Annotated in this window: 12 protein-coding genes; 3 read left to right on the top strand and 9 right to left on the bottom strand. The window is 65.2% G+C overall.

From position 1 onward, the window contains the following. Positions 1–235 precede the first annotated feature (235 nt). The 4 genes from Q376_RS0109110 to Q376_RS0109095 all read right to left on the bottom strand — a co-directional run bounded on the left by Q376_RS0109110 (position 236) and on the right by Q376_RS0109095 (position 3,097). Positions 236–658: a hypothetical protein gene (locus Q376_RS0109110; protein WP_027350056.1), complete on the bottom strand. Its 423-nt coding sequence runs from the start codon at positions 656–658 to the stop codon at positions 236–238. Between the two features lie 104 nt (positions 659–762). Further along, positions 763–1,389: a biliverdin-producing heme oxygenase gene (locus tag Q376_RS0109105; RefSeq protein ID WP_211266636.1), complete on the bottom strand. Its 627-nt coding sequence runs from the start codon at positions 1,387–1,389 to the stop codon at positions 763–765. 31 nt (positions 1,390–1,420) lie between these two features. Further along, positions 1,421–2,467, bottom strand: a complete 1,047-nt coding sequence (locus Q376_RS22015) for a FecR family protein (RefSeq protein ID WP_052365101.1) — start codon at positions 2,465–2,467, stop codon at positions 1,421–1,423. A gap of 114 nt (positions 2,468–2,581) precedes the next feature. Next, positions 2,582–3,097 carry an RNA polymerase sigma factor gene (locus Q376_RS0109095; RefSeq protein ID WP_027350054.1) on the bottom strand — a complete coding sequence of 172 codons (516 nt, stop codon included), beginning with the start codon at positions 3,095–3,097 and terminating at the stop codon, positions 2,582–2,584. Between the two features lie 326 nt (positions 3,098–3,423). Between Q376_RS0109095 and Q376_RS0109090 the strand changes: the two genes are divergently transcribed. Then, entirely contained in the window at positions 3,424–4,629 is a 1,206-nt protein-coding gene (locus Q376_RS0109090; protein WP_027350053.1) for a pyridoxal phosphate-dependent aminotransferase, read from the top strand. 90 nt (positions 4,630–4,719) lie between these two features. Here the strand turns inward: Q376_RS0109090 and Q376_RS0109085 are convergent, their stop codons facing one another. The 5 genes from Q376_RS0109085 to Q376_RS22005 form a co-directional block, all read right to left on the bottom strand. After that, complete coding sequence (locus Q376_RS0109085) at positions 4,720–4,908, bottom strand: CsbD family protein (protein WP_027350052.1); 189 nt, start codon at positions 4,906–4,908, stop codon at positions 4,720–4,722. A 131-nt stretch (positions 4,909–5,039) separates the two neighbouring features. Then, positions 5,040–5,414: a glutaredoxin family protein gene (locus Q376_RS0109080; RefSeq protein ID WP_027350051.1), complete on the bottom strand. Its 375-nt coding sequence runs from the start codon at positions 5,412–5,414 to the stop codon at positions 5,040–5,042. A 71-nt stretch (positions 5,415–5,485) separates the two neighbouring features. After that, positions 5,486–6,700, bottom strand: coding sequence for an MFS transporter (locus Q376_RS0109075; protein ID WP_211266635.1), 1,215 nt, complete (start codon positions 6,698–6,700; stop codon positions 5,486–5,488). A 16-nt stretch (positions 6,701–6,716) separates the two neighbouring features. After that, positions 6,717–8,168, bottom strand: coding sequence for a hypothetical protein (locus tag Q376_RS22010; RefSeq protein ID WP_245598930.1), 1,452 nt, complete (start codon positions 8,166–8,168; stop codon positions 6,717–6,719). A gap of 93 nt (positions 8,169–8,261) precedes the next feature. Next, the gene (locus Q376_RS22005; RefSeq protein ID WP_043447074.1) at positions 8,262–9,233 is read right to left on the bottom strand and encodes a D-2-hydroxyacid dehydrogenase family protein; all 972 of its coding nucleotides are present in this window, start codon (positions 9,231–9,233) and stop codon (positions 8,262–8,264) included. 311 nt (positions 9,234–9,544) lie between these two features. Between Q376_RS22005 and Q376_RS22000 the strand changes: the two genes are divergently transcribed. Then, a complete protein-coding gene (locus Q376_RS22000; protein WP_043447071.1) occupies positions 9,545–10,873 on the top strand; it encodes a DEAD/DEAH box helicase in 1,329 nt (442 codons plus the stop codon). Between the two features lie 147 nt (positions 10,874–11,020). Beyond that, entirely contained in the window at positions 11,021–11,998 is a 978-nt protein-coding gene (locus tag Q376_RS0109055) for a YihY/virulence factor BrkB family protein (protein ID WP_027350049.1), read from the top strand. Positions 11,999–12,282 lie beyond the last annotated feature (284 nt).

Raw genomic sequence — 12,282 nt, 5'->3', positions numbered from 1 at the left:
CGGCTCACCACGAGCGGCCTGGATGCCGGGCCTTCGCGCCAATTTCCAACCCGTTCGTCCCGAGCGGCGCCGATACGCGCTAAGGCCGGGTACCGACTCGGCAGTGAAGGGCGCCAGTCGAGGGATCGAGCGGCGATGGCTCGTTCCTCCGAGCATCTCTAGCAAGAAGCGCACCGAGGGGCACGAACGGTACGGGATCCCGCCCATCGTCTCACCGTACGCGAATACGCCTGGTTCAGGGACGCTGCCGGGCGGTGAAGACGATCGCTTGCTCGACACGCTGGGGCTCGCTTCGGTGATTGGTCCGCCAACGCTTGACGTCGTTGGTCACGCGGGTGAGAAATTCATGGCTCACATGTTCGCTGGCGCTGGTGCCGAGCACTTCCACACTGCCATCGGCTTGCAGTTCGAGGATCAGGACCACTGCCAGGTCGGGGTAGAACAGCATGCCGCCGTCGCGGGGCGACACCTGCACCACCTCGGCGTAAGGATATTCGGGCAACGGACAGGTGAGTACATCGAAGGTGGCCCCTGCCTGGGGCTCGTAATGACGGCAGGCTTCGTCCTGCTGCCAGGTGACCGCGTTCGGCGACGCACAGCCAGCCAGCAGTACCAGCGCAGCACAGCGAAGCGCCCGTTGATTGGCTTTCCCGCTCATTTCCCTCTCCTCGCAAATGCCCGCTCCGTCGGGCGGTTCACCCACTCGATCGATGGAAGAGCCCCACAACGTTCAGGTCGTGGGGCTTTTGCGCATGCGCCGGCTCAGGCATCGTCGCGCAACGTTTCTCCCAGCTTCAGCACCGTTTCGAAGGCCTCGCGGGCGCCGAGGATCACAGCCTCCTCGTGCTCGGGCTCGATCGGTGCCGCGTCGATCTGCGCGGCGAACTGCCGCCAGTGCAGTCCACGGCCTTCGGGATGCGGGGCCAGGTGACGAGCGCCGAACTCGCCGTCGAGGCCGAGGCTGGCTGCGTACTTGTAGAGAAAGGCGGCGCCGAGATTGGAACCTTCGTTGACGTACAGCCATCCGAGCGCGCGAGCACGCTCGGAGGCATCCATAGGCGGTGCCAGCTTGGCGGCGGGTGGGGCCGGCACGACGACGCCGAGATCGCGGCAGTCCTGGTCCACCGCGCTGAAGCGCTCGCGCTCGGCGAGCCCGGGTAGCCAGCGGTTGAGTTCGGCATCGCGATAGAGCGCTTCGGTCAGCCAGTGGAAGGCGTGCTGGAGCCGCAGAAAGCGCCCATAGCGCTCGCGATCATCGAACAATTTGGCCGCCATCATCCTGGCGTCGATCTGTTCGTGCAGCTCTCGGGTGGCGAGCTTCAATGCCATCGCCCTGCTCTGCTCCACGCGCTCGGGCGCTGTATCGACGCCTTGGTTCATATCGCTCATTCCTGGTTCCTCTGCTTGTTGTACGATCATGTCAATTTCCCTCGCCCGGGGCTCGCTCGCTCAACACCACGCTGCCATCCGGCAGAGTGAATACATTCACCCCAAGCGCACTGGGCAATGCCTGCAGCACGGCGGAGGGCTCGGTGCGCGCGAAGGTGGCGGAAAAGCGCCGCTGTTCGAGCCGATCCCGATCGAACACCAGCACCCGCCCCGGTCTGGTTCGTTCGAGTTCGCGTGCGACCGTGTCGATATCGGCACGATCGAAGATCATCAGGCCGCGTCGCCAGGCCAGCCCCACGGCGGGCTCGAAGCCGGTGACGCTACCCAGCCGCCCCGCATCGACTTCGACCCGCTGCCCGGCTTCGAGCACGACGCGCTCACCGCCCGGCGCGCTCACCCCCACCCTGCCCTGCTCGACCGAAACGTCCACGCTTTGCGCATTGCGCTCGACGGCGAAGCGGGTGCCCAGCACAGCGACTTCGACACCGTTGGCCTCGACCAGGAAAGGGCGGCCATCGCGGACGACGTCGAGCCATACGCGCCCGCGACGAAGCTCGATGCGCCGGTCGCTGGCGGAGAAATCGACATCGAGCGCGCTGTCGCCGTCGAGAAACAGGCTAGAGCCATCGACGAGCGTCACCTCGCGTCCCGGTCCCGCAGCCACGGCGTGATCGGCGAACGCGCGGGTCGTCCAACCTGGGTCGTGCCAGACCAGCAAAAGCACCGCCAGTACCAGCGGCAGGCAAGCGGCGATCGCAAGCGCCGGCCGCCAGCGGCGAAGCGCCGGGGCGCGACCTCGGCTACGTCCGCCCGAAGCGATGGAGACGGTTTCGGCACGACCGCCGCTGCGCTCCTGCACCGCCAGCAGCAGCGCCGCTCGATCACCGAGTGCAGAGATCTCCTCGGCCTGACGCCAGGCCCGCCGATGCTCCGGCGCCGCGGCCAGCCACTCCTGCAGCGCTGCGCGCCGGGCGGGATCGGCGTCGGGATCCCTGGTCGCCACCAGCCATTCGAGCGCCCGGTCGAGCAGCGCCGTCTGTTCGACGTCGCGATCGTTGTCGTTATCGCTATCGTTCATTCACCCGCCTATGCGCAAATCACGGTTGCTCGATCCACCCCTACCCTTGTTATACGCGCGAGACTGCGCTTCCCCTCATTCACTAGGGTTCATCCACTACCTGCGCCTGGTGCCTCACTGGCTCTCCCGCCAGCGTCGGCACACCTTGAGCGCCCGCATCATTTCCTTCTCCACCAGGCTCACCGAAAGGCCCAACCGCTCGGCGATCTGGGCGTAGCTCAACTGATCGACCCGATTGAGCAGGAAGATCTGCCGGGTACGCGCAGGCTCGCGGCCCAACACCGACATCAGCGACTCCAACTGCTCGCGCGCGGCTACCAATCGTTCACTGGAAGGGCTCTCCTCCTCGTCCTCTTCGCTCGCCAGGACCTGGACGTAACGCTCCCGCACCCGCAGCCCGCGCAGGCGGTCGAGGGCCAGGTTACGCGCGGTACGATAGAGCAACCCGGTGCAGTCACCCTCGGGCACGCTTCCCTGCCGCTGGCGCTCCCAAAGGCGCAGGAAGGCGTCGTGAGCGACCTCTTCGGCGGTCGCGGTGCTGCCGACGATGCGCCTGAGCACACCGAGCAAGCGCTTGCGCTCGCGGGCGAAAACCTCCAGCAGGGCTGAGTGATCCGCTTTCGGGTTCACGTGCTCATCGTTGGCAGGTGGGAATGAAGTTGGTCGCCTGGTCACATCCCGCCGGTGGCGGACTGGCGATGATCCATTCAAGCCGCGCAAATGGCAACCACTATCATTAAGGACGATCGACTCGCACATCCCCGGCGTCATCCAGGCTCGCCAGAGCTTCGTAGATTGCATCCATGGATCGCGCCGGCGGCGGTCGGCGCGAGACCAGGCGCGAGCCGCGTGGCATGATGAAGGCGTGCAACGACGCATCGCCTCTCGCCGCCCCAGGCCTTCGGGACGACGCTCACTCCAATCCTTCGTGCCACCGCAGAACAAGAGATATCGAGATGTCCAGCGCCTACGAAAGCTACGGCCTGTCCAGCCGCGTCGCCGAAATGCCCGAGAACCAGATCGCCAGGATCGCGGACCTTGCCCGCAACGACCCCGAAGTGATCAAGCTGTGGATCGGCGAGGGCGACCTGCCGACACCGGGCTTCATCAACCAGGCCGCCGAGCGCGCGCTGAAGGATGGGGAAACACGCTATACCTACTCGCAAGGGCTACCGCAGCTGCGGGAAGCGCTCGCCCGCTACCACCAGCGCCATTGGAACGTCGCGGTCGACCCGTCGCGCTTTTGCATCACCGTCGGCGGGATGAACGCGCTGATGCTCAGCCTGCAGATGATCCTCGAGCCCGGCGACGAGGTGATCACCCCGACGCCCGCGTGGCCCAACTCGCTGGAGGCGATCCGCATCCTCGGCGGGGTCAACGTCACGGTGGGCTATGAGTTCGACGCCGCTGGCGGCATGAACCTGCCGCTCGATGCGCTCTTCGGCGCGGTCACGCCGCGCACCCGGGCGATCTTCATCAACTCCCCTTCCAACCCGACCGGGTGGAAGATGTCGCGCGAGGAGATGATCCAACTGCGCGATTTCTGCCGCGAGCGCAGGCTGTGGATCATCGCCGACGAGGTCTACGCCCACTTCGTCTACGATGACGCGGGGGTGGCGCCATCGTTTCTCGAAATTTGCGCCGCCGACGACCGGCTGATCGTCACCAATACGTTTTCGAAGAACTGGTGCATGACCGGATGGCGCGCCGGCTGGGCGATCGTACCCGAGGGCCTGGGAGCGCTCTTGTCGAACCTGGGGCAGTACAACACCACCAGCATCCCGACCTTCATCCAGCATGCCTGCGTCGCCGCACTCGAGCAGGGCGACGATTTCATTCGCTATCAGGTCGAGCGCTGTCGCGCCTCCCGCCAGGTGCTGGTCGAGGGTCTCTCCCGCTTGCCCCATGTCTCGGTGTTCGCGCCCCAGGGCACTTTCTATCTGTTCTTCCGTCTCGACGGCGTGAGCGGGGAAAGCTTCGAGATCGCGCGGCATATCCTCGAGCAAGCCAAGGTAGGCATCGCCCCCGGCAGCGCCTTCGGTGACGGCGGTGAAGGCTATATGCGGATCTGCTTCGCGATCGACCCGGCGCTGGCCCAGCAGGCGCTGGAAAGATTGACCCCTTGTCTCATCGCACAGGGCACGCTGTCGAAAAGCGCTTGAACCGCTGACTCAAGCCCTTCGACACCAGTCCATAACGAAAAAAGCGACGGGCGCATTCGCGCCCGTCGCCTCTCGGTGCCTGTCCAGGTGCTATCTATGGTGAGGATCGAGCGCTTCTTTGAGCTTGCCCTTGCCTTTCTTCGCCTCGCCCTTCACCTGCTGGGTCTTGCCTTTGGCTTCCAGCTCGCGGTTACCGCTCGCTTTGCCGGCGGCTTCCTTGACCTTGCCGGCCGCCTTATCCGCAGTACCCTTGAGCTTATCGGTCTTGGAACTGGTCATCGCGTATACCTCCAATCCATGGTTGGCGAGCGACCGGTAATCGCAGGCGCTCTATTGGCCGCTGATCCCGGCACTCTTCGAGCGTAGTCGTGAATCGAACGCTCGGCCGCACGAATTGGTCATGGATCGGCTCAGCCGAAACGCGACACCAGGTAGCGATTGATGTCGGCGGACTCGTAGAGCCACTCCTGATTGCCTTGCTCGTCGGTGATCAAAAGGCATGGCACCTGCGTTTTGCCTCCCCCCTCGGCCAGCGCCTGGCGGTTGTGCGGGTCGAGCAGGGTGTCGCGCATCTCGATGTCGAGGCCGAGTTCGGCGATCTTGTGACGGACCCGCACACAGAACGGGCAAGTCTGGAAGTGATAGAGCACGAGCCGCTGGGTGGCGAGATCCACTTCGGCTTGGCGTTCGGGGGTGCGTTGCATGGGGCTGGGCCTTCTCAAGCGATCATAGAGGCGCACGCAGGGAGCGAGCGTCGCACGGGCGGTGCGTTTCAGCAGCGACATCGATCCGTCTCCTTGGTACTCGTCAGAGCCAGCATACGCGCTCCACCGGGGGGAATGAACGTCGATTCGCGCTAACCGTCGGCTCGCCCGGCCTGCCGCTCGACCTCGGCCGCTCGTGCCAGACTGCGCCGGAACAGCACCAGCACCAGCGCTACGGCGAGGTAGGCGGCGAGCGCTGCGAGCCCATAGATGATCGCATAGCCGAACCCACCCGCCACCGCCCCGGCCAGCGGCCCGGTAAGGCCGACGGAGAGATCGAGACATAGCGAGTAGGCACCGAGCGCTGCGGAGCGGTTGCTCTCCGGCACGTTCTTGACCGCGACCACGCCGAGCGCGGGATAGATCAGCGAGATGCCGAAGCCGGCGATCAACGCACCGCACAGCGCCCAGCCGGCGGAAGGCGCGAGCCAGAGAAGCACCATGCCCAGCCCCTCGGTGGCGCAGCAGGCCATCGCTATCCGATAGCCGCCGAAGCGCTCGATCACCCCCGCCAGCAGCAGCCGGGCGGCGACGAAGGCCAGGCTGAAGGCAGTCAGCCCCCATGCCGCGTGTTCCCATCCTTGGCTCGCGTAGTAGAGCGTGATGAAGGTGGCGATCACACCGAAGCCTATGTTGCTCAACCCAAGCGCCAGGCCGTAGGGCGCGATGCGGGCGAACACGCTCAGGAAGGAGAGCCGCTTGCCCGGCACCAGCGGCGCGGCCTTGAGCCGGCAGACGAACAGTGCGCCGAGCCCAGTCGCGAGCGTGGTCGCCACACCCAGGCTCCAGTAGCCGAACAGTCCGACCAGCGACATGCCGAGCGGCGCGCCGACCGCCATCGATCCATAGGCGGCGATGCCGTTCCATGAGATCACTTTGCCCATTCGCCGTGATCCCGCGATACCGATGGTCCAGCTCAGCGTGCCGGTGCCGATGAGTCCCTGCGAGAAGCCCAGTACCACACGACCGATCAGCAGCAGTACGATACTGGCCGCATGGCCCACCAGCAGCATCGAGAGCCACACCAGCATACCGCTCAGCGCGCAGCCGACGAGCCCGGCCACTACGCTCTGCTTGGCACCGACCCGATCAGCGACACGGCCGGCCAAAGGGCGGGCGCAGAGCGTGGCGACGAACTGCAGGCTGATCACGATGCCGACCATCACCGCGCCCTGGCCAAGCACCTGGCTGACATACAGCGGCAGCACCACGAGCGACATGCCAACGCACAAGTAACAGAGGAAGGTCGCGCTGATGATCGAGAGCACCAGCGGCTTGTAGTGGCGAGGTGGGGATTGGGCAGTCATCGACGCTTCGGGCCTTTTATTGTTGGTCATCACCGGTCTTGTCATCCGTGCTCGAATGCCGACGTGGCTCCGGCGGGCCCTCGCTGGCTGATTTTCGCTCCTCGACGGTCACTTCCTCCACGTCGATGATCTTCGAGCGGTTGAGCACGATCTTCCAGCGTTGGATCACCGCCTCCTGGTCGCCCTGCACGCTACGCGCGATGAGGTTGAACTGGTAGCGCTTCTCCACCGCCTGGCGGCTGACCTCGCCATCTTTCAGTACGTAGACGTGGTGGTTGCCGGGCTCCATCAGCTTGGTCAGCACGCCGAGATCCAGCATCAGGGTTTCACGGGTCTGCTCGTAGCCGCTGAGGAAGCGGGTCGGCAGCATCCGCGAGCGGCTGCGATAGTGCAGCACCACCTCCTCACGCTGGCTGACGCTCGAGCGCCGGGCGTTTCGGATCTCTTCGCTCAGCCGGGCCGGTCGCTTGTAGTCGAACCACTCGCGCTGGCTACCGACGACCTGGCCGCTCTCCGGGTCGCGATAGCGACGCCGCCACTTCGGCCGCCCCTTGCGCACCCAGCGCCACAGGGTGTTGCGCAGATCCTCCTTGAACACCTCGCGCATCGCGTAGAGCACCGCCAGGGCGATGAAGAACCAGAAGGTGACGTCGCCGAAAATATGGCGCATCTCGAGGATCAAGATCGAGATCACCATCATCACGAGCCCGGTGACCAGCGCCTTGACCGCGCGCTGCTCGCCGCCACCGAGCTCCTTGGGCCGGTCCTTGAGCGTCACCGGAAACTCGATCAACCGGCGCAGCAGGCGCATCTTGTTCGACATCCTCGTCGGGCTCGCCATCGCCCGCTCGGAGTTGTAGCGCTTTTCGAGCCGATAGGCGGTTTCGCGCTCGCAGAGCGCCAGCAGCCGGCGCTCGATCTCCGGATAGTCACCGTCACGGGGGAGCTCGCTGAGCAGCGCCAGCATCTGCTGCTCGGTGAACCAGGAGAGGTAGTTGTCGATGTTGACGAAGTACTTGGTCAGCCGTCCTTCGTCCGGGGCGTTGCGCCGCAGTCGGCGCAGGATGCTCTCGACCAGCTCCAAGTGGGCGTCGATCCGAGTGAGCCCCGGACCCGATCGCTGGTCATCGTCGCTCCCGCCGCCGTCGAGCAGGTCGCGGGTCGACTGCTCCAACGCCGTCGCGTACTGATAGGCGTAAAGGCTGAGGCTCAGCCGGTAGCGCTCGGCGGGCATACGGCCGCGACCGGCGAGCCGGCTGTGCACCAGCGGCAGCTGGTAGGCGGTGCTGTAGTAGGTGCGCTTGGTGTGGATCGCGTTGTGATAGAAGGTATCTTCGGAGACCAAGTGGGTGGTGAGTCCCAGTTCACCGGGGACGAACAGGTAAAGATCCAGCGAATGTCCCGACGCCTCGCGCAGCACCCGCGTGATGCGTAGATTGAAGCCTTCCTTGCGCTGAACCCTGATCACCCACTCGCTCCTTCGACTAGCGTTCGAACCGCACGTGCGGCCCTCGCTGGCCCCTACTCTAACCCACCGGGCGCGTGCGCTGAATCTCAACCCTCAGCGCGCGATCATCACCCGGGGGTCTGCGAGCACGACCTCGCGTCCGGCGAAGAAGTCGTTCAGATGGGTGAAGGCATCGCCGAAGTAGAGCTCGTAGCTCTGGCGTTCGACGTAGCCAAGGTGCGGCGTGCAGAGTACCCGGGGGTGGCGCAGCCAAGGGTGGTCTGGGTCGAGGATCGGCTCCCGTTCGAACACGTCGAGCGCCGCACTGCCAGGGCGACCGGCATCGAGCGCGGCGAGCAGCGCCCCGGGCTCGATCAGCTCGGCACGGCTGACGTTGAGCAGCAGCGCGCTCGGCTTCATCCGCTCAAGATCCTCGAAGGTGACCAGGTGGCGGGTCGCCGCTACCAAACGCAGGTTGAGGCTGACCACATCCGATTCGGCGAACAGCGCCTCGCGCGACGGTGCCACCTCGAGGCCATCGGCCTCGGCACGCGCACGCGATGCCTCGCTGCCCCATATCCAGACATCCATCTCGAAGGCGCGGGCGTAACGCGCAAGCCGGCTGCCGATCTTGCCGTAGCCCCAGATACCGAGCCGGCTACCGGCCAGCCGTTCGCCCATGTCGACCTGCCACTGCCCCTGGCGCATCGCCACGACCGCATCGACCAACCGACGCCGCGCATTGATCAGCAGCGCCCAAGCGAGCTCCGCCGGGGCAATCGGCGACCCCCGCCCCTCGACCACCGCCACCCCGTGACGCGTACAGGCCTCGAGGTCGAGGTGCGCCGCGACCTTGCCGGTCTGGCTGATCAACTTGAGCCGAGGCAGCCGGGCCAGCAGTGCGTCATCGATCCGAGTGCGCTCGCGGATCAGCACCAGGGCATCGGCCTCGGCGAAACGTTCGGCGAGTACGTCGCGATCATCGACCGCGTCATGATAGAGCGTCACTTGGTGCCCTTCGAGCAGGGCAAAGGCATCCAGCCCTTTCACCAGAGACGCATAGTCGTCGGGTATCACGATGTTCATGAACTATCGTCCTCTAGCGAGACGTGCCGCAGTAGGAAACTGATGCTGATCGATGCTCCACATTAGCCTTCCATGCCGGCACCGCCGCGTCCATTGCACGACTGTGTTAAACTGAATCGCTTCGGCCAGCCGGGGGGACCAATGTCCTCGCCCTGGGGTCGACCGCGGCACGGCATTCCCTCTTACTCACTCGCCCTCGGGGCGACGTCACTTCGAAATGCTGGGGAATCGTCCCGCCAACGCCGCAGGCAAAATCTTTCCAATACCTTCGCGCGGGACGCGCGGGGGCGATTCGAGGTTCATTCTCTTTGATGTCTTTCTCTTCTCTCGGCCTTACCCCTGAGCTGCAGCGCGCCGTCGATGACGCGGGCTACACCGAACCGTCGCCGATCCAGGCCAAGGCGATTCCCGCCTGCCTGGAGGGACGCGACGTACTCGCCGCCGCCCAGACCGGCACGGGCAAGACCGCTGGCTTCACCCTGCCGATCCTCCAGCGTCTTTCCGCGCGGGCCTACACCCGCAATCGCCCGGTACGGGCGCTGATTCTCGCCCCGACCCGCGAACTCGCCGCACAGGTCCATGCATCGGTCGAGCAGTATGGCCAGTATCTCAATCCCCGGCTGAAGAGCGAGGTGGTCTTTGGTGGGGTCAAGATCAATCCGCAGATCGAACGCCTGCGCGATGGCGTCGACATACTGGTCGCCTGCCCCGGCAGGCTGCTCGACCTGGTCGGCCAGCGCGCGGTGCGCCTCGACCAGGTAGAGACCCTGGTGCTCGACGAAGCGGACCGGATGCTCGACATGGGCTTCCTGCGCGACATCAAGCGCGTGCTTGCGCTGCTGCCCGCCAAGCGTCAGAACCTGCTGTTCTCGGCGACCTTCTCCAAGGAGATACGGACGCTGACCCAGAGCATCCTCAAGGATCCGGTGACCATCGAGGTGGCACCGCGCAACGCCGCCGCCGAGAGCGTCTCCCAAGCGGTCTACAAGGTGCCTAAGCCGGCCAAGTCGGCGCTGTTGATCCATCTGATCAAGCAGCACGAATGGAAGCAGGTACTGGTCTTCACCGCGACCAAGCACATGGCCAACCGCGTCACCCAGCGGCTCGAGAAGGCCGGCATCAGCGCCGCGGCGATCCACGGTAACAAGAGCCAGAATGCGCGTACCAATGCGCTTGCCGGATTCAAGTCCGGCACCGTAGAGGTACTGGTCGCCACCGACGTGGCAGCCCGTGGGATCGATATTTCCCAGCTGCCCAACGTGATCAACTTCGAACTGCCCAACGTGCCGGCGGACTACGTCCACCGCATCGGCCGCACCGGCCGGGCCGGCGCATCGGGCCAGGCGGTATCGCTGGTCAGTCCCGATGAGCAAGACCAGCTGCGTCAGATCGAGCGGCTGATCAGCAAACCGATCGAAGTGATCGCGCCGGAAGGCTTCGATCCGAGCACCGTGGTGGTCGAACGCGAGCCCGAGCGTCCGCCGCGCCAGCCGCGCGGCCAGGGCCGCCGTGGCGCGCCGCAGTCAGCGCGCAGCGGTACGGACCAGCGCAATGGAGGCAACGGCAACAGCGGCAACAACGCCAATGGTGAACGCCGTCGCCGCCGTCCCTCCTCCCAGGCGCAGAACGGCAATCGCTGAACCCAACGGTCAATAAGCCATTCCCCAAAGGCCCTGCACATGCAGGGCCTTTGCATGAGCTCGCCTGCAGAGGATCGATGCATTGTTTACACTTGCCATCGAAAGCCGTCGACAGCCGCCGATCTTCGACCCGGAGCACATGCAGACATGGAAAAGTCACGACGCCCTCTCGCCGATACCGGCCAGACCGCCCGGTCGCCGCTGGAAATTCCTCGAGCCGGATGGAAGCAGGTGCTGCTGCGGCTCTATTACACCTCGGAGGAGAACCACACCAGCCTGGTCGCCTCGGGGATTGCGTTCTACAGCCTGCTCGGGCTGTTTCCCGCGATCGCCGCGCTGATCTCGATCTGGGGGCTGGTCTCGGATCCCGCCCAAGTCGAGCAGCAGTTCGCGCTGCTCGATGAGTTCATCCCCGCGGACGCCGCCAACATGATCACCGCCCAGGCTCGCTCGGTCAGCGCCAGCGCCGGCACAGGGATGAGCCTGACGGCTATCTTCGGCCTGCTGCTGACGCTCTACAGCGCCTCGAAGGGCGTGAAGACCTTCATGGAAGGGCTCAACATCATCTATGGGGAGAAAGAGGACCGCAGCATCATCAAGCGTACGCTGATCAACCTGGGCCTCACCCTGGGGATGATCCTGATGGTGATCGTCACCCTGTTCTGCGTCGCGGTCCTGCCGGTGCTGTTCAGCTTCCTGCCCTTCGCGGGGTTCTTCGCCTATGCGCTCTACTACGTACGCTGGCTGCTGCTGCTCGGCATGATCACCCTGGCGATCGCAGTGCTCTACCGCTTCGCGCCGAACCGCAAAGCGGCGCGCTGGGAGTGGCTGTCCGCCGGCACCATCGTCGCCACCCTGCTGTGGATCGCCTCGTCGGTCGGCTTTTCCATCTACGTCAGCAACTTCGGCAGCTACAACGAGACCTATGGCTCGATCGGCGCGGTGATCGTGGTACTGATGTGGTTCTGGCTCTCGGCCTACATCGTGCTGCTCGGTGCCGGGCTCAACTGCGAGCTGGAGCGCCAGACCAGCCGGGATAGCACGGTAGGCCCCGCCAAACCGCTCGGCAGACGCGGCGCCTACGCCGCCGACTCCGTGGCGGGCGATGAATCCCAGCCGTCCTAGGAAAGATACATCCCGCCACGCTCGGCGAGGCTTGAAACGCGAGGCCTGAAACGAAAGAAGCCCGCCGCCCCTCTCGGGGCGGCGGGCTCAGACTGCTGACAAAGTATTTGAAGATGCCACGATGGTTTCCAGCCGCCTCCGAGAGCGCGCTGGCCGGCAATCGCTTGCCCCGGGGTTTGCGACATGGATGTCGCAAAAGGCGCGCCCGGACAGGGACGTCCATGCGCGCCGACCCGAGGGCAAGCGATTGATCGGCCAGGGTTTCGCGATCTCGTGGCGGCGCG

Origin of the sequence: Halotalea alkalilenta DSM 17697 (genome assembly GCF_000621205.1) — a bacterium.
Lineage (GTDB): Bacteria > Pseudomonadota > Gammaproteobacteria > Pseudomonadales > Halomonadaceae > Halotalea > Halotalea alkalilenta.
Note: the sequence above shows the minus strand (reverse complement) of the source record. Positions and strands in the feature narration are given on the sequence as shown.